This is a genomic window from Campylobacter canadensis (genome assembly GCF_013177655.1).
GTDB lineage: Bacteria > Campylobacterota > Campylobacteria > Campylobacterales > Campylobacteraceae > Campylobacter_E > Campylobacter_E canadensis.
The window spans coordinates 624,228-644,624 of the sequence record NZ_CP035946.1; the positions used below are offsets into that span (position 1 = coordinate 624,228).

General features: G+C 25.6%; 21 protein-coding genes. 5 read left to right on the plus strand and 16 right to left on the minus strand.

The features are described from left to right. Positions 1-13: 13 nt before the first annotated feature. The 5 genes from CCANL266_RS02965 to CCANL266_RS02985 are packed head-to-tail and all read left to right on the plus strand — an operon-like array spanning position 14 to position 4,686. Entirely contained in the window at positions 14-907 is an 894-nt protein-coding gene (locus CCANL266_RS02965) for a glycosyltransferase family 32 protein (RefSeq protein WP_172231119.1), read from the plus strand. Continuing rightward, positions 900-2,108 carry a glycosyltransferase family 2 protein gene (locus CCANL266_RS02970; RefSeq protein WP_172231121.1) on the plus strand — a complete coding sequence of 403 codons (1,209 nt, stop codon included), beginning with the start codon at positions 900-902 and terminating at the stop codon, positions 2,106-2,108. The genes CCANL266_RS02965 and CCANL266_RS02970 overlap by 8 nt, the downstream gene beginning before the upstream one ends. Continuing rightward, positions 2,101-3,033: a glycosyltransferase family 2 protein gene (locus CCANL266_RS02975; protein WP_172231123.1), complete on the plus strand. Its 933-nt coding sequence runs from the start codon at positions 2,101-2,103 to the stop codon at positions 3,031-3,033. The genes CCANL266_RS02970 and CCANL266_RS02975 overlap by 8 nt, the downstream gene beginning before the upstream one ends. Further along, on the plus strand, positions 3,023-3,889 hold the full coding sequence (locus CCANL266_RS02980) for a glycosyltransferase family 32 protein (protein WP_172231125.1): 867 nt from the start codon (positions 3,023-3,025) through the stop codon (positions 3,887-3,889). Before CCANL266_RS02975 ends, CCANL266_RS02980 begins: the two co-directional genes overlap by 11 nt. 17 nt (positions 3,890-3,906) lie before the next feature. Continuing rightward, entirely contained in the window at positions 3,907-4,686 is a 780-nt protein-coding gene (locus CCANL266_RS02985; RefSeq protein ID WP_172231128.1) for a glycosyltransferase family 25 protein, read from the plus strand. Positions 4,687-5,110: 424 nt separating this feature from the next. Here the strand turns inward: CCANL266_RS02985 and CCANL266_RS02990 are convergent, their stop codons facing one another. The 16 genes from CCANL266_RS02990 to CCANL266_RS03065 all read right to left on the minus strand — a co-directional run bounded on the left by CCANL266_RS02990 (position 5,111) and on the right by CCANL266_RS03065 (position 20,305). Beyond that, a complete protein-coding gene (locus CCANL266_RS02990; protein WP_172231131.1) occupies positions 5,111-5,821 on the minus strand; it encodes a glycosyltransferase family 2 protein in 711 nt (236 codons plus the stop codon). A 14-nt stretch (positions 5,822-5,835) separates the two neighbouring features. Beyond that, positions 5,836-6,828, minus strand: a complete 993-nt coding sequence (waaC, locus tag CCANL266_RS02995) for a lipopolysaccharide heptosyltransferase I (protein ID WP_172231134.1) — start codon at positions 6,826-6,828, stop codon at positions 5,836-5,838. 24 nt (positions 6,829-6,852) lie between these two features. After that, positions 6,853-8,244: a class II fumarate hydratase gene (gene fumC, locus CCANL266_RS03000; protein WP_172231137.1), complete on the minus strand. Its 1,392-nt coding sequence runs from the start codon at positions 8,242-8,244 to the stop codon at positions 6,853-6,855. 1 nt (position 8,245) lies between these two features. Further along, on the minus strand, positions 8,246-9,511 hold the full coding sequence (locus CCANL266_RS03005; RefSeq protein ID WP_172231140.1) for a M20/M25/M40 family metallo-hydrolase: 1,266 nt from the start codon (positions 9,509-9,511) through the stop codon (positions 8,246-8,248). 110 nt (positions 9,512-9,621) lie between these two features. After that, a complete protein-coding gene (locus CCANL266_RS03010) occupies positions 9,622-10,605 on the minus strand; it encodes a bifunctional 3,4-dihydroxy-2-butanone 4-phosphate synthase/GTP cyclohydrolase II (RefSeq protein ID WP_172231143.1) in 984 nt (327 codons plus the stop codon). A gap of 83 nt (positions 10,606-10,688) precedes the next feature. After that, positions 10,689-11,204: an inorganic diphosphatase gene (gene ppa / locus CCANL266_RS03015; protein ID WP_172231146.1), complete on the minus strand. Its 516-nt coding sequence runs from the start codon at positions 11,202-11,204 to the stop codon at positions 10,689-10,691. Positions 11,205-11,212: 8 nt separating this feature from the next. Then, entirely contained in the window at positions 11,213-11,683 is a 471-nt protein-coding gene (locus tag CCANL266_RS03020) for a DUF4410 domain-containing protein (protein ID WP_172231149.1), read from the minus strand. 19 nt (positions 11,684-11,702) lie between these two features. Next, entirely contained in the window at positions 11,703-12,269 is a 567-nt protein-coding gene (locus tag CCANL266_RS03025; RefSeq protein WP_172231152.1) for an adenylate kinase, read from the minus strand. Between the two features lie 30 nt (positions 12,270-12,299). Beyond that, positions 12,300-13,661: a phosphomannomutase/phosphoglucomutase gene (locus tag CCANL266_RS03030; protein WP_172231154.1), complete on the minus strand. Its 1,362-nt coding sequence runs from the start codon at positions 13,659-13,661 to the stop codon at positions 12,300-12,302. A 10-nt stretch (positions 13,662-13,671) separates the two neighbouring features. Then, a complete protein-coding gene (locus CCANL266_RS03035; RefSeq protein ID WP_172231157.1) occupies positions 13,672-14,043 on the minus strand; it encodes a hypothetical protein in 372 nt (123 codons plus the stop codon). Continuing rightward, a complete protein-coding gene (locus tag CCANL266_RS03040) occupies positions 14,040-15,293 on the minus strand; it encodes an ATP-dependent DNA helicase (RefSeq protein WP_172231160.1) in 1,254 nt (417 codons plus the stop codon). Before CCANL266_RS03040 ends, CCANL266_RS03035 begins: the two co-directional genes overlap by 4 nt. Continuing rightward, entirely contained in the window at positions 15,293-15,670 is a 378-nt protein-coding gene (locus CCANL266_RS03045; protein WP_172231163.1) for a hypothetical protein, read from the minus strand. The genes CCANL266_RS03040 and CCANL266_RS03045 overlap by 1 nt, the downstream gene beginning before the upstream one ends. Beyond that, positions 15,670-16,830 carry an ABC transporter permease gene (locus tag CCANL266_RS03050; RefSeq protein WP_172231166.1) on the minus strand — a complete coding sequence of 387 codons (1,161 nt, stop codon included), beginning with the start codon at positions 16,828-16,830 and terminating at the stop codon, positions 15,670-15,672. Before CCANL266_RS03050 ends, CCANL266_RS03045 begins: the two co-directional genes overlap by 1 nt. Continuing rightward, a complete protein-coding gene (locus CCANL266_RS03055) occupies positions 16,827-18,038 on the minus strand; it encodes a hypothetical protein (RefSeq protein WP_172231169.1) in 1,212 nt (403 codons plus the stop codon). The genes CCANL266_RS03050 and CCANL266_RS03055 overlap by 4 nt, the downstream gene beginning before the upstream one ends. Next, positions 18,025-19,815, minus strand: coding sequence for an excinuclease ABC subunit UvrC (uvrC, locus tag CCANL266_RS03060; RefSeq protein WP_172231172.1), 1,791 nt, complete (start codon positions 19,813-19,815; stop codon positions 18,025-18,027). The genes CCANL266_RS03055 and uvrC overlap by 14 nt, the downstream gene beginning before the upstream one ends. Next, the gene (locus CCANL266_RS03065; protein ID WP_172231175.1) at positions 19,787-20,305 is read right to left on the minus strand and encodes a hypothetical protein; all 519 of its coding nucleotides are present in this window, start codon (positions 20,303-20,305) and stop codon (positions 19,787-19,789) included. Before CCANL266_RS03065 ends, uvrC begins: the two co-directional genes overlap by 29 nt. Positions 20,306-20,397: the final 92 nt, after the last annotated feature.

A 20,397-nucleotide genomic window follows, 5' to 3' on the forward strand; every position in this document is an offset into this window, starting at 1 on the left:
TGAAAGGAAAATAATGCAAACTGAAATTTCAAGTTTTTGGTACACCCCTAAAGGTTATAAAGGTGTAGGTTTAATGGAAATTCTTACTATTAAATCTTGGCTTGATAATGGCTATAAATTTTATTTATACACTTATAATTTAGATGATAAAATTTTTTTAAAATTACAAGAATTATTTAGCAATTTTATACTAAAAGATGCAAATGAGATTGTGCCTTTTAGCGAATATTTTAGCGACGATAGAGGAGCTGGGGTGGCTGGTTTTTCTGATTATTTTAGATATATATTACTGTATAAAAAAGATGCTCTTTGGGTGGATTTGGATATGGTGTGTTTAAAATATTTTAACTATGATGAAAAAGGATATATTTTTTCAAAAGAAATTGATGATAATCCTAATATTTCAAGAGTAACAACTTCTTTATTAAAAGTACCAAAACAAAGTGCTTTTGCAAAACTGCTTATTGATGAAGCAAAAAAGATTATTGCTGATAAAAAAATCATTCCTTGGGGAATAATAGGACCTAATTTTTTAGCGCAATTAGTAAAAGAAAATAAATTAGAAGATTATGCAATTGATTATAAAGAAAGCTGCCAAATTCCTTGGTACAAAGCAGCTGATTTTGTAAAAAATAATATAAGTTTTGATGAAAATAGATTATGTTTACACTTATTTTCTGAAATGTGGAGAACAAATAATATAAACAAAAACTGTTTTTATAAACACGGTATTTATGCTGATTTGTTAAAAAAACATAATATAAAAGAGTTTTTAAAAAAACTAGATTATAAAATAAGTTTTTACGATAAAAATTATATTTTTATATCTTTATTAATTAATATAAAAAATAAAATTAGATTTTATTTTCGTCATCCAAAAAAGATTTTTAGGATTAATAATGAGTAAAGTATCTATCATAATCCCAATTTATAATGTAGAAAAATATTTAGATGAATGCTTAAAAAGTGTTATAAATCAAAGTTATAAAGATTTAGATATTATCTTAGTAGATGATGGAAGTAGCGATAATAGCTTAAATATTGCTAAAGAATATGCTAAAAAAGATGAAAGAATTTTCCTTATTACAAAAGAAAACGGTGGTTTAAGTTCAGCAAGAAATGCTGGTTTAGAATTTATAAAAGGCACTAAATTAAGAGAATTTTTTGAAAATGAAAGTAATATTACAAGCTATGAAAATATAAATACTTTTAATACAGCTTCTAAGGAGCTTGCAAAAGAAGATATTAATAAAAATTTTACAAAGCTTAGTAAAAATATAATCCAAACAAAGCTTAAAAATCTTAATGATTTTATCATTCAGGATTTGCCTGATAATATAATTCACTTTTTAGATTCTGATGATTATTTAGAGCTTGATTGCATTGAAAAATGCGTAAATGAGATAGAAGAAAGTAATGCAGATATTTGTGTGCATAATATTAAAGAATTTCTTGAGCAAGAACAAGCTTTTAGACAAAAAGCAGAATGTGATATTTATTTACATTGTAAATACACTAAAAATATCAGTGGAGTTGAATTTTTTAAAAAAAATGATATTTGTGAGTTTTATTTTGCTTGGCAAGGAGCTTTTAGAGCAAAGTTATTAAATGCTTACAAACTTCGTTTTACTTATGCTATTTATCATGAAGACCACGATTTTGGAACTATTTTATTTTTAAATGCTAAAAAGATAACTTGCATTAAAGAAGAGTTATTAATTTATAGAATTAGAGCTAATTCTATAATAAAAAGCGAAAAAGAAAAAATAATTCCAAAAATTATGCCTTTTTATTTAGAGCCTTTAAGACATTATTTTGATGATTATTCTAAACTAAGAGCTTATTTTAAAGCTTATTGTATGTGTGTAATTGGGCTTAATATTTATCGTTTTTGCAAAGAAGCTAAGTTTATAGATGAAAAACTACAAAATACTTTATTTTTGTATTATATTAATTACTACCTTGAGCGATACTATCCTTTAGATTATTTAAACATAAAAACTTTATTTGCCTTAGTAGGCATTAATTTGAAGTTTTTTAGACTTAAACTAATGTTAAGATTTTATTTTCGTCATCCAAAAAAGCTTTTTAGGAAAAAAAATGCCTAAAATATCAATAATTATGCCAACTTTTAATGTAGAAAAATATATAGCAAGAGCTATAAAAAGCTGCATTAATCAGACTTTTAAAGATATAGAAATAATAATAGTAGATGACTTAGTAAGTGATAATAGTATAAACATAGCTAAAGAATATGCCAAAAAAGATGAAAGAATAAAAATAATTCATAATGAAAAAAACTTAGGCACCTTTGCAGCAAGAAATGCTGGAGTAAAAGCCGCTGGGGGGGGGTATTTACTATTTTTAGATCCTGATGATTATTTAGAGCTTAATGCTTGCGAACTTGTTATAAATGAAATTCAAGATTATGATTTGCTATGTTTTAATGCGATTATTATAAATAATGAAGATAAAAATTATAAAAAAAATTATGATAATGCAATTTTTAATTTAAGAGATTTTTGTTCTTTTTTAGACAATAAAAACCTTGCATTATTTGTATGTAATAAAATTTATAAAAAAAGCCTTTTAATAGATAAAATAAAGGAGATTGATTTTAAAGAAAGATTGATATATGCAGAAGACCATTTGTTTAATGCTTTTTATTTATCCCAATGCAAAAAAATAAAATGTATAGATAATTTTTTATATAATTATTACCAGCACTCGCAGAGTATAACAAATAATTTTGCTAATAATCACAAAAATATTTTTTTACAATTAGATTTATTGTTATTAAAATTACAAAGCATTTTAATAGATGATTATGTAAAAGAATTTATATTAAAAAGAACAAAAAAATTATATTATAATATCTCTTTAGAACTTTATTTATTAGACATAAAAAATAAATATAATTTAATTGATAAAAAATATTTTTTTCTTAGATTTTTATATAGATTAAAAATGAGTATAAAGAAAAAAATTTTTAGTTTAAAATATAAAAAAGGAAAAACTAATAATGCAAACTGAAATTTCAAGTTTTTGGTACACCCCTAAAGGTTATAAAGGTGTAGGTTTAATGGAAATTCTTACTATTAAATCTTGGCTTGATAATGGCTATAAATTTTATTTATACACTTATAATTTAGATGATAAAATTTTTTTAAAATTACAAGAATTATTTAGCAATTTTATACTAAAAGATGCAAATGAGATTGTGCCTTTTAGCGAATATTTTAGCGACGATAGAGGAGCTGGGGTGGCTAGTTTTTCTGATTATTTTAGATATATATTACTGTATAAAAAAGATGCTCTTTGGGTGGATTTGGATATGGTGTGTTTAAAATATTTTAACTATGATGAAAAAGGATATATTTTTTCAAAAGAGCTAGATAATAATACAAAAGAATCTAGAATTACTAATTCTTTGCTTAAAATTCCAAAAAAAAGTGCTTTTGCAAAACTGCTTATTGATGAAGCAAAAAAGATTATTGCTGATAAAAAAATCATTCCTTGGGGAATAATAGGACCTAATTTTTTAGCGCAATTAGTAAAAGAAAATAAATTAGAAGATTATGCAATTGATTATAAAGAAAGCTGCCAAGTGCCTTATTATGAAGTTTTTAATTTTATTAATAAAGATAAAAATATTGATGAAAATAGATTATGTTTGCACTTATTTTCTGAAATGTGGAAAAAAGAGTATTTAAACAAAAATTATTTTTATAAAAGTGGTATTTATGCTAGTCTTTTACAAAAACATAATATTAAGAATTTAAGTATTGAATTAGGCTTTAAAAATAGTTTTTTTGATATGTTTTATACAAGAATGCTATTTATAAAATATTATCTTCGCTGCTTAAAGAGAAAAATAAAAAAGAAATAAAAGATTTTGGAGTGTTTATGAAGGTTTTTGTTATCAATTTAGCGCAAGCAGAAGAAAGAAGAAATTATATTAGCAATTTGTGTCAAAAATATGAACTTGATTATGAAATTATCCAAGCAGTAGAAGGAAAGGCTATAAGCAAACAAGAATATTTAAATATAGTTGATTATGACAAAATGATACAATTTCATAAAAGAGAATTAGGGCTTGGAGAGCTTGGTTGTTCTTTATCTCATAAAAAATGTTATGAGAAAATATTAGAAGAAAATTTAAAATATGCTGTTATTTTAGAAGACGATGCGTATTTTGATGAAAATTTGCTTGAATTTTTACAATATCTTAATGAATTTCCTAAGGATTTAGAACTTTTATTATTAGGTCATCAAAGACAGGTTTATAATGATGATGGTTTTAGGATAGAAAGTCCTTACTCAAGAAGATTTGCAAAAAAAATCTTAAATTATAAAATTCGTCGTTTGATAGCTAGAGGCAATGGTACTTATGGCTATTTTATAAGTAAAAACGGAGCTTTAAAACTACTTTCTCATTTAGAAAAAATTTATTTACCAATAGATGCTCTTACTTGTAATGAAAAAGTTTTAAACACTTATGCTTTATTTCCTGTACTTATTCATACTCACGAAAATTTTATGCTTGAAAGTTCGACTCAAGATGATAAAAAATTTCTTAAAAAGAAAAGTAAAATAAGTAAGTATATGAAAAAAATTCATATTTTTATAAAATATTTTTTACCTAGCTTAAAAAAGCTTGAGCCTTATGAAAATACTAATTATTAATAAGAATTTTAGCAAAGGAAATTTATTAGTATTAAACTTTAACACTAATTTGTTTTTAAGTTTTTGCAGCTTATATAAAAGATTTATAATACAAGATGAAAGCTTAAGATAAAAAAAATTGTAAAAATAACAAAAAAACTAAGTTAAGCAAAGTATATAACTTGAAATTTGTAAGTGTTAATGGTCTTTTTAGATAAAAGTTTTGAAATCTTATTTAAATTTTAAAGATTTACTTTTTAACACCGTATGGATACTTATTAGTTTATTAAAAATAAAAATTAAAATTAGATCATGCAAAATTAATTCAATATTATTTTTCTTATGTAACAAATTCAAGAAAAAAATACGCAAAAACAAATAATATCTAAAATTTATAAACTCACAAATGCTTGATAGAAATTCACAATAAAAGAATAAAGTAAAATTAAATTTCAGATTTAATATATTTCCAAAAAGTATATTGAGCATAAAGCTTTGCAATGATAAAACCTTTTTTACCTTCTAAAAAGCCCAATTTAATAAAATACAGCTTAAAAAAAGTCCAATAAGGATTTATTAAAGCCTTTAAAAGATTGTTTTTTTTAGGATTTAGGCTTGAATATTTGTTTTGTTTATCTATGAATTGCTCAATATTTTCATAAGCATAATGTAAAAAATGATGCTTTAATTTTCCTATTTTTTCTTGGCAAATTATAGCTTCATGTACTTCTCTATCATCAAATTTAGCATAATTTTTGTTAAAAAGCCTTATGTTGTAATCAGGATAAAGCCCCATTCTTTTAATAGCTTTACCAAAGAAAAAATTTAATCTTGCTACTTTGTAAGCTTTATATTCTGCTTTAATTAAAGTATTTTTAATTTCTTCTTCAAGCTCTTTTGTAATAATCTCATCACTATCAAGAACAAAAACCCATTCGTTTTTAGCTTGATTTACCCCAAATTGTTTTTGTTTTCCAAATCCAAGCCAAGCTTGATGAAAAAGTTTTACATTTTTAAAAGTACTAGCTATTTTTATGCTATTATCTTTACTACCGCTATCAACTACTATAACTTCATCGGCAAAAGCAGCACTTTGTAAAACTTCTTTTAAATATTTTTCGCTGTTAAATGTAAGAATTATTATTGAAATATTCATAATATTTACTTCCTTTATTGCAAAAGCTCTTTAACTATTTTAAAGATATCATTTTCATCAATATTTGTTATACAAAAATCATTTTTGTCTAGTCTTTTTGCATTGTTTATTTGTATATTTGCATCTATTGTTTTATTTATCTTAGTTGTAAGTGCGTTTCTCTTACTTGGAGTTGCTCCAAATATTGTAATTGAAGCTATATTTTGAGCAAAGGCTAAATGTGTTGTGCCGCTATCGTTTCCTATAATTAAATTCATAGTATTGCTAAGCTGTATTAAATCTTGTAAAGATAGCTTGTCTAAAATATACATTCTTTTGCTTTGAATATTTGAGCAGATATATTGTGCATTTTGCCTTTCATCTTCACTACCCCAAGCAAAAAATATATTTATTTTTTCATAAGTGCTTAAGATTAGTTTGCATAATTTTAAAATTTTTTCTTTTGGATAATTTTTATTTGCTTGGCTAGAGCCAGTATAAAATAAAATATTTTTTTCGTTTAATTTTAGATATTCTAATTTTTTATTATCAAAAATAGCTTCTTTTTGATAAATTAAAGTGAAATCTAAATTAAGATTTAAAGCAAAATTCATAAGCGAAAAATATCTTTTAAATACATTTTCATCATAAGAACAATTTAGTTTATGTTTATAAAAAATACTTGCAAAATCTTCTTTTAGGCTATTTTTATCAAAACCAAAATTATTTTTTGAAAGCATTTTACTAACGAAGGCAGATTTAATTAAGCCTTGAAAGTCAATTACTAAATCATAATTATTTTTTTTAGCATTTTTTAATATATTAAAACATTCTTTGTATTTTTTATCTTTTAAGGGCAGTGCATAAAGATTATCTATGTAATGATGTTTTTCTAAGATATTTTTAAATCTTACATCAACAAACCAGTCAATACTAGCATTATTTACATATTTTTTTATAAACTGCAGCACCACAGCAGTTTGAATAATATCGCCTAGTGCTGAAAGTCTAATAATAGCAATCTTCATAAAAGCCCTTAAAATAAAGGCTTTTTACGCTTTAGGCGTAATCATTTTGCTAGGAACGACAAATTTATCAAAATCCTCTTCACTAACTAAACCAAGCTCCATAGCACTTTGTTTTAATGATAAACCTTTTTTGTGTGCATTTTTTGCAACCTTTGCAGCGTTTTCATAACCAATATGTGGATTTAAAGCTGTTACAAGCATTAATGAATTATTTAAGTTATGCTCAATTCTTTCTTTATTAGCTTCTATTCCAACTGCACAATGAATATCAAAACTAATCATTGCATCAGCAAGCAATCTTAAACTTTGTAAAAAATTATAAATAATTACAGGTTTAAATACATTTAATTCAAAATTACCTTGAGATGCAGCTATTTTAATAGCGCTATCATTTCCAAAAACTTGCACACAAACCATAGTTAAAGCTTCGCATTGAGTAGGATTTACCTTGCCTGGCATAATTGAGCTACCTGGTTCATTTTCTGGGATATTTATCTCTGCAAGACCGCATCTAGGACCTGATGCTAACCATCTAATATCATTTGCAATTTTCATTAAATTTGCTGCTAATGCACTTAAAGCACCGTGTAAAAAGCATAAAGCATCATGGCTTGTTAAACCGTGGAATTTATTTGGGCTAGAAACAAAGCTTGTATTTAGCATTGAGCTTAGTTTTTCGCTAACTCTTTGCCCTAATTCAGGATGAGCGTTAATTCCAGTACCAACAGCAGTTCCACCTATTGTAAGCTCTCTTGTGCTATTTAAAGCTAATTTTATATGATTTAATGAGCTTTCAAGCATATAAGCGTAGCCTGAAAATTCTTGACCTAAGGTAAGCGGAGTTGCATCTTGTAAATGCGTTCTACCTATTTTAATAATTTGCATAAATTCATTTGCTTTTTTTTCTAAGGTATTTTTAAGTTGTGTTAGTGCAGGAATTAGGGTTTTTTCTACTTCTAGCACAGCAACTATGTGCATTGCAGTTGGAAAGGTATCATTTGAGCTTTGAGACATATTTACATCATCATTAGGATGTACTACTTTTTCTTTTGTAAAATCTTTATTGCTTAGTTTAGTTGCAAGATTAGCAATAACTTCATTCACATTCATATTTGATTGAGTGCCAGAGCCTGTTTGCCAAATTGCAAGTGGAAATTCATCATCATATTTATGAGTTAAAATTTCATCGCAGGCTTTTACAATAGCATCTTTTTTCTCATCGCTTAATTTTTTTAAATCATTATTTACTAAAGCAAGCGCCTTTTTTAAATATACAAAAGAATGTATTAATTCAACTGGCATTTTTTCAGTGCCGATTTTAAAATTCTCAAAACTTCTTTGAGTTTGTGCTGCCCACAATTTGTCTGCAGGAACTTTTACTTCGCCCATTGTGTCGTGTTCTATACGATAATTCATTTTATTCTCCTTTATAAGATTTAATTAGATTAAATACACAATTAGTTATTTTTTCAATACTTTTAATCTCACATCTTTCATAAATACTATGTGGATTAAGTATATTTGGACCAATGCTTGCGCATTTTAATTTAGGATTTTTTTGCATTAAAACTCCGCATTCAAGACCAGCGTGAATGCTTGTCATTTTTGCATTAGGTACAAATTCTTGCAAATGCTTTAACACATCTTTTGTAAAATCATTTGCTATTGGCTGCCAAGGCTCATCTTTGCTTAGAAGTTTAACTTCGTAATTTAAAAAATGTGCCTTTGTTTTATAAAAAATTTCATCTAATTCTTTATCATCTTCGCTTCTTGCAAATATTTCTATATGAAATTCATCGCCTTCTTGCTTTACTATAGCTAGATTAACGCTTGTTTTTACTATTTGTAACTCTTGATTGTAAGATAAAACACCTTGTTTAAAACTAGCAAGTTTTGCTAAAAAATCATCATCAAAACATTTATAATCTTTATATTCAAGCTTGTTAATTATAAAATTTTCATTTGAATGCAATTCTTCATCACAATAAAATAAAGCTTTTGCATTTACACTAATGCTATTTGTTCTTTCTCCACCATTAAATGAGATTAATCTTGCATTGTGTTTAAATAAAAATAAGGCTAAATCGCTAATAGCACTAGGTATGTTTTTTATGATATCAATGCCGCTATGTCCGCCCTTATAACCCTTTGTTTGTATTTCATAAAGGAATTTTTTCTTTTCTTTATTTTCTTTAACTTTGCAGCTAACTTTTAGCATTAAAGATGCTGCACAGCCTATTATTACATAGTTTTCATTTTCGCTATCAATATTTAAAAGATTTGTAGAGCTAATATCTAAATTTAAATTGTTTGCTCCAAGTAATCCTACTTCTTCATTTGCAGTAAATAAACATTCTATATTATTAAATTTGTTTAATGCTTCAAGCATAATACAAAGTCCAATACCGTTATCAGCCCCTAAGGTTGAATTATCAGCCTTAATAAAACCATCTTCATTAATTATTTTAATATCAGGTGCATTGCCAACGCAAACCATATCATAATGGCTTTGCAAGCATAAATTAGGCTTTCCTTTTTTGCATAAAATATTTTCAGCCTCATCGCATAAAACTTCACAACCTTGTTCTTTTGCATAATTTATTATGTAGTCTTTTAATTTTTGCGCTTCAAAAGAACAGTGTGGGATTTTTGTGATATTTTCAAAATGCTTTAAAACTTGCATTTTATCTCCTTTTTTATTGTTTTCTTAGCTTATAATTACTTTTTAAACACTTGTAAAAAATTTGTATAAAAAATAATTTTTTGTTACTTTTTGATACAAATTTTATATTTTTATGTAAATTTTATATCTAAATCAAAACCGCTTAATGCTTTTAGTTGTGTTTGATTATTGCTTAAAAGAGAAAAGCTTTTTACTCCTAAGTATTTTAAAATTTGAGCGCCTATGCCATAGTTTTTATCATCGCTTTTTTCGCCTTGCATTAAGATTAAAATCCCACCATTTTTGCAAAGTTCATTTATTGCATTTATGCTATCTTCAAATTTAATTGCATCTTGAGAACTTTTATAAAATTTAACCAAAGAATTTTTATATTTACCATCAAAGATAAAAACAAAATGACTTCTATTTAAAAAATCACTAAATTCTAATTTTAAAACCGCCTTATCTAGTATATTTGTATTTTCTTTACTTACAAGATTTATTAAAGTTTGAGTTTTTAGTCTAAATTTAATTAAATCTTCTATTGTTACTAATTTTATATTGTGTTTTTCTCCGAATTTAATTAAATCATCTTGTCTTGCCATTGTGCCATCTTCATTCATAATTTCACAAATAACACAAGCAGGGGTTAGATTTGCTAATTTACACATATCCACAGTACCTTCAGTATGTCCAGTGCGAACTAAAACACCACCATCTTTTGCAATAAGAGGATTAATATGACCAGGTCTTACAAAATCACTCTCACTGGCATTTTTATCAGCAAAAATTTTAATAGTATCACACCTTTCTTGTGCGCTAACACCAGTAGTTGCGGTCTTTGCATCAACAGTTATTGTAAATGCAGTTTCGTGATTTGAAGTATTTTTTGGAACCATCAAAGGTAGGTTAAACTTATTTGTAAGATTGCTATCAAGTGCAACGCATACAACGCCTCTTGCCTTTGAAAGAGTAAAATTTATTTTTTCTGCAGTGCAAAATTGTGCTGCAAAGATTAAGTCTCCTTCGTTTTCTCTATCAGGGGCATCAAGCATAATTAGCATTTGACCATTTTGTAATTGTTTTATACCTTCTTCTATACTTATAAATGACATTTGTTTTCCTTGAATATTTTTTAAGTATTATTTTCAAGCTAAATTAATACTTAAAAAATAAAGAGCAAAAAATGCTCTTTATATTATTTATAATTTTTAATTGCAGCGTGTAAGATAGCGCTTGCTTCTTGTTTATCTTTGTATTCTTTTACCTTTACCCACTTGTTTGGTTCAAGCATTTTGTAAGTTTCAAAGAAATTTTTAATTTTATCAAGCTTGTGTTTTGCTAAATCATCAAGACTATTTATATTATCATAGCTTGGGTCAAGCTTGCTAACAGGCACAGCTAGTAATTTTTCATCCATTCCGCTTTCATCTTCCATAATTAAAACTCCGATTAAACGGCATTTAATCACACTACCAGCTACTAATGGATACTCGTTTAATACAAGTACATCAACAGGATCCCCGTCATCAGCTAAAGTATTTGGCACAAAACCATAATTTGCAGGGTAGAACATAGCAGAATACATTACTCTATCAACAAATAAAGCACCACTTTGTTTATCTACTTCATATTTTACATTTGAGCCATAAGGTATTTCTATTACAACATTTAAAGCATTTTCATCGCCACATTTAATCTTACTTAAATCCATTTTCTCTCCTATTTTATATAATGTTCTCTTATATATTTATATATTTTTTCAATTGCATCTTGAAGCATTACTTTAGCATCACCTCCAAAGGCACCACCAGTTAATTTAGCATTTACTTCAAAACTTTGCACTTCATTGTTATTGCTATCAATTAAAGCAACTTTAATAATAGCACTTGCCGTTCCTGCTCCAAATGGCCCTGCCATATATCTAGCAAAACGGTCGCCTTCATCATAGTCTAAAATCGCACAAGATATTTTTAAATCTTTACCTAAAATATTTTGTTGTCTTAGCTTGTCATTTAAGCCTTTTTCTAAATACTCACCGAAATTTTCTTTTTTGCAATCTGCATAAGCGCTTAAATAATCTCTTTTTGTTTCATTGTAATTTACCTTAGTTATGTTTGCACTAGAAAAATTACATCCTGTAAGTAATACCCCCCCCATAGCCATCGCTACGATTAATTTTGTTGTTTTCATTTTGTCTCCTTATTAAAAATTAAATTCTATTTTTTATTTCTCTATTCATATCGGCTACTATTTGCTCTATTGTTCTTTCGCCGTTTATTTTAATATGTAGATTTTTTTCTTTATAAAAAGTTGTGATTTGCTCTAGTGGTTCTGTATAAACCTTCATTCTATTATTAAATACTTCTTCGTTATCATCAGCTCCTCTAGCTCTGCCTAAAACTCTTTCTTTAGCAGTATTTTCTCCTACATAAACTTCAATAACTGCTGCTAATTTTACTAAATTTTGTTTTTTTAGCTCTTCATCTAAAGCTTTCATTTGCTCTACACTTCTTGGGTAGCCATCAATTAAAATAACATCATTTTCGCATTTTGCTATAGCACTTAAAATAGTATTAACAACTATTTTTAATGGAACTAAATTCCCTTTAGAAATAAGTGCATCAATTTCTTTTCCAAGCTCACTACCACTTGCTACTTCTTCTCTTAGCAAATCTCCTGTTGAGTAGTGTGTGTAGTTTTCTTCTTTTGCAATAATGCTTGCATCGGTGGTTTTACCACTTCCTGGAGCACCGATTATTAAAAATAATTTTTTCATATTTTTCCTTTCAAAAAATGTTAATTTTAACTAAAAAGTTAAATCTAAAGATAATTTTTTTAATTCTTTTTGTAAAAAGATTTGAAATTCTTTTAATCTTTCTTTACTTTTTGCTTCTAATCTTGTTATTAAATAAGGGCTTGTATTGCTTGCTCTTAGCAAGATAAAACCATCATCATAATTAATTCTAACTCCATCAATAAGAATAATACTAGCATTAAGATTAAGACTGTTTATATTATTTATAAAATCTTGCATTAGTTTAAATTTATTATTTTCATCTACTTTTATTTTTATTTCATCGCTCTTAAATGATTTAGGTAAATTATCTAAAAGTTCGTTGAAATTTGGGTTTTTGTTATAAATCCTTAAAATTCTAAGCATTGCATAAATTGCATCATCGTAGCCAAAATAAATATCGTTAAAGAAAATATGTCCGCTAAGTTCGGCTGCTAGATTAAAATTATGCTCTTTTATTGCTTTTTTTATATTTGAATGCCCAGTTTTACACATTTTGCACTCACCAAGCTTATTTATTTCATCATATATAATTTTTGAGCATTTAACCTCGCATAAAATCTTAGGATTTTGCATATTTTTAGCAAAAATATAGCAAAGTTCATCACCTTTTATAATTTTATCTTTTAATAAGCACACAACCCTATCAGCATCGCCATCAAATGCAAAGGCTATGCTTGAATTATCCTTTTGCATTTGTGTTTTTAGCATTTGTAGATTTTCTTCTTCAGTTGGGTCAGGTTCGTGAGTTTTAAATTCTCCATCAAATTCATCTAAAATGCAAGTATTTTTAATATTTAATCTATTTAAAATTTCTTTTGCAACATATGAAGCTGCACCATTTGCTAAATCACAACTTATATTAAAATTAAGATTTTTTAAATCTTTGAATTCTTCTTGTAAAAATTGCAAATACTCTTCTTTAGCATCTAAAAATTCATATTCAACATCTTCAATTTTATTATCAAAATTATCCATTTGAGCTTTTACTTCATTATAAATATTAGCAAGCTCATCTCCAAAAAAACTTTCTTTATTGATTGTGATTTTAAAGCCGTTGTATTCTTTTGGATTATGCGATGCGCTTATTATTATATTTGCATCAATATTGCATTTATAAGTGCTAAAATATCCAACAGGAGTCGGAACAAGCCCTAGTGAATAAACCTTTATTTTGCTTTTATTTAAGCCATAAATTAAGGCATTATGCAAGATATTATTAGATAATCTTGCATCATAGCCAACACTTACGCTTTTTGCATTTTTACTAAGCATAATTTTACCTAAAACATAGCCTAAAGCCTTTGTAAATTGCGCAGTTATTTCACTAGCATAAATGCCTCTTATATCGTATTCTCTAAAAATATGTTTCATCTTTTCTCCTTTATTTGCATGTATTTTTTATAAATTCTTTTAGCTCTTCACTATTTATTGAACTTTTTAATTCTAAGATTAAAATTTCATCAATATTTATGGAGTATTTTTTAGCTAAATATTTTATTAATGTTTTTTTAAAATTTGCTTTACCAAGCTCTGTAAATAAATCCTCATAAAAATAACTTGCTATAACACTATTTAAAGAATCTAGCAAGTAAGAATTTTTTTCATTTAAGTCATCAGCAATAAATTCTAAGCTTAATTTTATTTGTTTTAGTGAATTATCTTTTGAATAAACATCGCTTATAAAATCACTTATTTTAACACTATTAGCATATAAATTACAAAATAATAATAAAAAAATTATAAGTTTTTTCATTCAACATAACCTTTTAAAGTAGAATAAAAATCATCCACTGCCTTATTGGCCTTTGCCTTTGTTTTTAGCATTAAAGCAAAGAAATTATATGAACTGTTAAAAGAAATTTTAAATGTATTTGGATTTTTAGCCCTTGAAAAAGCTACATATAATTGACCTTTTGCAAAAATATTATCGCATTTACATAAAAGCTTTTCAATGCTCATTCCTTGTGATTTGTGTATGGTGATTGCATAAGCTAATTTTAAAGCATAAGCTTTTATTATTGCATCTGCTTCAATATTGCTTGTGTTGTACTCTTCGTAATATTCAAAAGTAGTTTTTTCTACACTAAAAATAAGATTATTTGATTTTACACAAATTACTTCTTGCTCTTCATTATAAGATATGATTTCTCCTTGCATTCCGTTGTAAAAACCGTGTGCATTGTAGGTAAAAATCACTTTTGCTCCTATTTTAAATTCAAAATCTTCTTCAATAGGCAAGGTTTTAATCCATTGTTCAATTTTATTGCTTGGAGAAAATTTATTTTTAATTATGTCTATTTTTGCCTTGTAGCTTTTTGCTTCTATCTTTGCAAGTTTATTTTGATTTATAAATTTTGCTTCTTTATTGGTACCGCAAATTATTGTATAATCATCAAATTCATTAGAATTTAAATCTTGGTCTGTAATGTAGTTGTAAAAATAATCAACACAACAATCATCAACATTAGCAAGGCGGATTTTTAATAAATTTTTATAAAATTCTTCATCATTCATTCTATGTTGTTTATTTAAAATTACAGAATAAAAATCAAATTCCTTCCAAAATTGTGATAAAAAAGCATATTTTCCATCGCTTAATACTGGTTCTAATTGATAAAAATCTCCTACTACTAATAATTTGATATTGTAATTTTGAATTCTATGATGAATCATATCAAATAAATCAGCACTTACCATTGATATTTCATCAATTAAAACCACATCAATATTTTTTAGAATTTTGTTTAATTCAAGCAAGTCTTCTTTGCTAGTTTTAAGTTCTGATATGTTTTTTGCTATTTTGAATTTAAAAAATTTATGTATTGTTAGTGCTTTAATGTTTATTGCTGCTAGAGCAGTACTTGCTAATGGTATGATTTTTAATTCTTTATTTTCTAAGATTTTTTTGATGGTGTAGGATTTACCAACCCCAGCACCACCTGTTAAAAAAACATTTCTTCCTTCTTTTAGTTTTTGTATTATTAAACTTGCATTATCTTTCATTACAAAATCTTAAAATTATAATTTTTAAGCGTTAGCTCATTTAACCTATCTCTTAATTCTTCATAACTTCTTCCATCGTATGGATAATATGCTATAATTTGAGTTTTCTTTTCATTTAAAAAATCATTAATTTCATTTAAAAGTGTTTCAGTATTTGAAGAATCAGTTCCTGATAATAATAAAATAACGCCCCTTTCAAAGGTGAAATAACAATCAGTATTTCTTAACATTTCCCCAATTGTTTTTTGATGCTCAATATTGTGCGTATTTACATAAGCTAGACAAAACTCAAAATTATCATTTTGTAAATGTCTTTTAATATTTGCTATAAAAAAATTCATAGCAACTTGAAAATGTTCTTTGTTAAAAGCTTTCATTACTCGTTCCTTAAAGTAGTTAAAATATCTATTTTACTAGCTTTATAAGCAGGATAAAGTGCTGATAAAAATACTATTAAAATAGAGCCAAACACAATGCTAAGAAAATCAAAAATACTTAAATCAATCGGTAGCTTTGATGTTCCATAAACATCAGCTGGAAGTGTTATTATATCAAAGCTATTTAAAATAAACATAGAACAAAAACCTAACAATATCCCAAAAATTATTCCACAAAAACCTATAAAAAAGCCTAGCATAAAAAATGAATTTCTTACTTCTTTTTTACTTGCGCCTAAGGCTAAAAGTAGGGCGATTTCATTTTTTCTATTTAAAACTATCATAAATAAAGAACTTATGATATTTAAGCTTGCAATGATTATTATCATTAATAAAATAAAAAATAAGGCTTTTTTTTCTAATTCAAGTGCGTTTAAAAAGTTACCATTTTGTTCCCACCAGCCTATTATAAAATAATCATCTTTGTATTTTTCTTTTAGTATTTTAATATCGTCTTGAGCGTTTTTTGAATAAAGATGAATTCCTGTGTAGTTTTGGTTTTTAAGCACTTTTTTTAAATCATTAATATCAACATAAGCATAAGATTCATCATAAGCCTTTAAACCAGATGAAAAAGAGCTTTGATAATTAAATCTTTTTATGGTTGGGCTAAAGGCTAAGGCGTTAGGACTTAGATTAGTAAAAATTAAATTAATTTTAAAATCATCAATTAAAAAGCCAGAACCTAAAATAATAGGAAAACTTTCTTGAATATTTGTATTTTTATAAGCTTTGTTAAAAATTTCATTTATCTTTGCTTCTTGTTTAAAATCAACTCCGAAAATCACAGCTGCTTGAAGAGAATTTGCACTTTTAATTACTGCTTGAGATTGGATAAAAGGAGAGATTAAATAAGTTTTTTGCAGCTCTTGAATTAATTTTTCATTAATTATTTTATTTTTTGAATAAATAGAAATTGGGTAATTCATAACTAATAATTTATCTAAAAAATTTTTATTCATACCATTCATAACAGCCATAGATACAATAAGAACGCAAACTCCTAAAGCAACACCAATAAAAGCAAGTAGCTTTGTAATCATAATAAAAGGCATTGATTTATCAAAGCGTAAATATTTAAAGAGTAAATATTTAATCATAAATGTTTTTTTATCACTTCAATTAATTGTGGTTGGGTTGCATCTTTTATAATCAAGTCTGCAAAATCAACATTTCTTTTTATGCTATCAGGGCTAAAAATTATTATAAAGGTATTTGGTTCTTTAAGTTTTATATTATTTAAAACATTTTTTATATTATCAAAATCATATAAAATTGATAAATACCCAACAATAATTATTTTATAATTATTTTTTACTTCTTCTAAAAAAGCACTAATGCTATTTACTTTCGCACAAATACTTGCACTTTTATTTACAATGTGTAATAAGTGTGAGCTTTGAATATCATTATCTAAAAATATCAAAACATCATTTTTAATATTTTCTTTATTTGCTTTTATTGTTTTATCTTTTAAAATATTATCTAATAAATTTTTTAGCATTAATCTATCAAAAGGTCTTTTTAGGTAGTTATCATTATTTTTATTTCCTAAAATAATATAATTTTCCTTTGCATTAGTTAGCATACTTTCATCAACAATCACACAATCATAAGTACTAAAATCAGTCGCATTAGAGCAAATAAAAGATTTTATATTATATTGATTTAAATAATTGCTTAAAATAAAATTCTCTAAAGAATCGTTATTTAAAATAGCAACTTTTGCATTATCAAATTGCAAGCCTTCATCTTGAGCATAATCATTGTAGTGAGTTTTATAATAATGAGTATATTTGCATAATTCCGCTAGTGTTTGAATGTATGAGCTATTGTATTGCTTGATTAAACTTGCAATTTCAGTAGTATTGTTAGGGTTTAAAAAAGAAAGTACTTTATCAATATTTTTAAGAGTAAAAATAACTTTAAAAAATTCATTATTTAAGTATTGATTGTGCGTGTGGGTTGATATATTTTTTTGTTTTATTTTTTGAATTTCTTCTATTAGTGCTTTGTAATTTTCAATTTTTGTTGGTTGGATAGTGTTTATATTTAGTGTTTTTAACAAATCATATAAAACTTCATTTTCTAAATTCATTTTGCGTTTTTTTATAAAATAAGCAAAAAAAGCAAAAATATTTATTAGCAAAATAAGTGCTAAAACTATTAATACAGGAATATTTTGCGTATTAATATAATCCATATAATAAGCAAAGTAAGAAACAAAAATTATAAAAATAAGATTTAAAACACTAACAATCACAAAAATCCTTTTTTTCTTTGTATTATCTTTTTTAAGATTTAACATTTGTTAAATTAAATATTTTATCAGCCACACTTTTATTGCTTACTTTTTTTATTTCATCATAGCTTGCTTTATAAATTGCTTCATAAGTACCAAAATATCTAAGTAGCTTATTTATACTAGCAGAGCTTATATTTAGCTGTTCTAGCTTGCTTGATTGCATTGCTTTTTTTGTTCTTTGTTTTTTATGCGTTGAGATTGCAAAACGATGTGCTTCATCTCTTAATTTTTGAAAAAATAATAAAATTTCATCGTTTGCTTTTAAAATATATTCTTTATCTTTGTAATATAATTTATCTTTAGCATTACCTTTTGCTCTATGTGCTAGGTGGTTTATTTTTTCTTTTGCAATTGCTATAACTTCAATATTTAAGCCATTTTCTTCTAGTAAAGAATTAGCTAAATCAAGCAAGGCTTTGCCTCCATCAATTAGCCATAAATCAGGTGCGTTTATCTTATCAAAAGATAAAATTCTCCTACTTAACACCTCTTTCATTTGTTCATAATCGTTGTTAGCATTTAGATTGTAGGTTCTATATAATTCTTTTTGAAATTCTTCACTCATTGCATCATAGCTTATCATAGCACCAATGCAGCTATCAGCTTGAAAGTGAGAATTATCAAAAGCTTCAATCTTAGCACAAAGACTAGAAAGATTAAATAAATTTTGTATTTTTAGTAATATTTCTTCGTTTTTATTTTCTTTTAAATTAAACTGAGCATTTTTGATTGCTAAATCAAGTAATTTCTTTTTTTGTCCTATTTTTACTGAATGTATATTTACACTTTTTTTTGCCTTATTACTTAGATATTCTTTTAGAATTTCTATATTATCAATATCATCTTGAATTATTATTTCATTTATATCAATACTATCTTTATAAGTTAGCATAATAAGCTGGGTTAGAAATTCATTAGCATTAAAATATTTTGTAGCTATTTTTTTATTTATAACGCTTATTAATTTACCGCCTTTTATAATAAATCTTACATAAGAGCAAAAATTTTCATTATTAGCATAGGCAAAAAGGTCAAAATCTATATCCTTTGCTAAATCTGTTTGAATATCTAAGGTTATATTATTAATACCCTTTATAATATCTCTTATACTTGCTGCTTGTTCATATTCTTCATTTTCTGCATAAAAAGACATTTTTTCATTTAAAGCGGTTAATAAAATACTTGGTTTTAAAATAGCCTTAATTACTTGCTCTAATTGTTTATTATATTCGTCTTTTACATCAAATTCGCAAGGTGCTAAACATTTTTTTAAATCATAAAACAAACATCTACTTTTACAAGATTTTTTTTGTCTAATTTGAAACAATAAATATATAGCCTTTAAAAGTTCGTTTGCCCCCTTTGCAAAAGGACCATAATATTTAATTTTGCTATTGTTTATAATTCTTCTACTTAAAAGAACTTGCGGAAATTCTTCATTGTAGTCAATGTATAAATATGGATATGTCTTATCATCTCTTAATAAGATATTATATTTTGGTTTTAGTTGTTTTATTAAAGAATTTTCAAGTATTAAAGCATCTAACTCGCTTTTAGTTTGAGTAAATTTTATATTAGTTGTTTGCTCTAATAATATCTTAATTCTTTGCGAATTTTTAGGATTTGGAGCAAGTTTTGGCGTAAAGGTAAAATAAGAACGCACTCTTTTTTTTAAATTTTTAGCCTTACCAACATAAAGCAATTTTGCATTGTCAAAATACATATAAATTCCTGCAGAATCAGGCAATGTTTTAATAGTTTTTAATAAGCTCTCTTGCATAAATATTTCTCTTTTTTATATTTTTTTTAATTTTATCAACTAAAAGTGCGTGTTCTGATTTTGTAGCTATGTTTTTAAATTCACCTTCGCTTTTAATAGGACTTATTATCACTTGATGGCTAATTTTATCATAGCTTTTTTTTAGTGTTAATGAAGTTTGAATTATAAGCTCTTCATCGCTAATTTCTTTTATATATTTATCTTGTCCATATTTTTTATATATTTTAAGCACTTGTAATATTTGCTTTTTATTAGAATCTAATTTTAGTTGCTGTGTTATTGCAGGGTGTTTTGTTCTAATTCTTAAAATTTTTTTATTATTTTTAAAAAAAATATCACAAACAACACCACTTTGAGTTAATAATGATTTAATATCAATAGGCATAATCTTGATTAAATCTTGCAAACGCTGATTAAATTTTAAAAATAGGAATTTTTTATTATGCTCACAAAGAATATTTGTAATATTTTTAATTTCTTTAAATTTCATTTTTTTTTAATACTTTCTACAATAATTTTTACATCTTGTGGATACAAAACAGACCCAAGCTTTTATAATACAGAGCAAAAGCAAACACAACA

Bases quoted from the DNA above. Each gene is read 5' to 3' on its own strand.
- CCANL266_RS03050 (WP_172231166.1), bottom strand. From the start codon at position 16,830: ATGATTAAATATTTACTCTTTAAATATTTACGCTTTGATAAATCAATG.
- waaC (WP_172231134.1), bottom strand. From the start codon at position 6,828: ATGAAGATTGCTATTATTAGACTTTCAGCACTAGGCGATATTATTCAA.
- ppa (WP_172231146.1), bottom strand. From the start codon at position 11,204: ATGGATTTAAGTAAGATTAAATGTGGCGATGAAAATGCTTTAAATGTT.
- CCANL266_RS02985 (WP_172231128.1), top strand. From the start codon at position 3,907: ATGAAGGTTTTTGTTATCAATTTAGCGCAAGCAGAAGAAAGAAGAAAT.
- uvrC (WP_172231172.1), bottom strand. From the start codon at position 19,815: ATGCAAGAGAGCTTATTAAAAACTATTAAAACATTGCCTGATTCTGCA.
- CCANL266_RS03030 (WP_172231154.1), bottom strand. From the start codon at position 13,661: ATGAAACATATTTTTAGAGAATACGATATAAGAGGCATTTATGCTAGT.
- CCANL266_RS02990 (WP_172231131.1), bottom strand. From the start codon at position 5,821: ATGAATATTTCAATAATAATTCTTACATTTAACAGCGAAAAATATTTA.
- CCANL266_RS03040 (WP_172231160.1), bottom strand. From the start codon at position 15,293: ATGAAAGATAATGCAAGTTTAATAATACAAAAACTAAAAGAAGGAAGA.
- CCANL266_RS03045 (WP_172231163.1), bottom strand. From the start codon at position 15,670: ATGAAAGCTTTTAACAAAGAACATTTTCAAGTTGCTATGAATTTTTTT.
- CCANL266_RS02965 (WP_172231119.1), top strand. From the start codon at position 14: ATGCAAACTGAAATTTCAAGTTTTTGGTACACCCCTAAAGGTTATAAA.
- CCANL266_RS03010 (WP_172231143.1), bottom strand. From the start codon at position 10,605: ATGTCATTTATAAGTATAGAAGAAGGTATAAAACAATTACAAAATGGT.
- CCANL266_RS03065 (WP_172231175.1), bottom strand. From the start codon at position 20,305: ATGAAATTTAAAGAAATTAAAAATATTACAAATATTCTTTGTGAGCAT.
- fumC (WP_172231137.1), bottom strand. From the start codon at position 8,244: ATGAATTATCGTATAGAACACGACACAATGGGCGAAGTAAAAGTTCCT.
- CCANL266_RS03035 (WP_172231157.1), bottom strand. From the start codon at position 14,043: ATGAAAAAACTTATAATTTTTTTATTATTATTTTGTAATTTATATGCT.
- CCANL266_RS03020 (WP_172231149.1), bottom strand. From the start codon at position 11,683: ATGAAAACAACAAAATTAATCGTAGCGATGGCTATGGGGGGGGTATTA.
- CCANL266_RS02970 (WP_172231121.1), top strand. From the start codon at position 900: ATGAGTAAAGTATCTATCATAATCCCAATTTATAATGTAGAAAAATAT.
- CCANL266_RS02975 (WP_172231123.1), top strand. From the start codon at position 2,101: ATGCCTAAAATATCAATAATTATGCCAACTTTTAATGTAGAAAAATAT.
- CCANL266_RS03055 (WP_172231169.1), bottom strand. From the start codon at position 18,038: ATGTTAAATCTTAAAAAAGATAATACAAAGAAAAAAAGGATTTTTGTG.
- CCANL266_RS02980 (WP_172231125.1), top strand. From the start codon at position 3,023: ATGCAAACTGAAATTTCAAGTTTTTGGTACACCCCTAAAGGTTATAAA.
- CCANL266_RS03025 (WP_172231152.1), bottom strand. From the start codon at position 12,269: ATGAAAAAATTATTTTTAATAATCGGTGCTCCAGGAAGTGGTAAAACC.
- CCANL266_RS03005 (WP_172231140.1), bottom strand. From the start codon at position 9,511: ATGCAAGTTTTAAAGCATTTTGAAAATATCACAAAAATCCCACACTGT.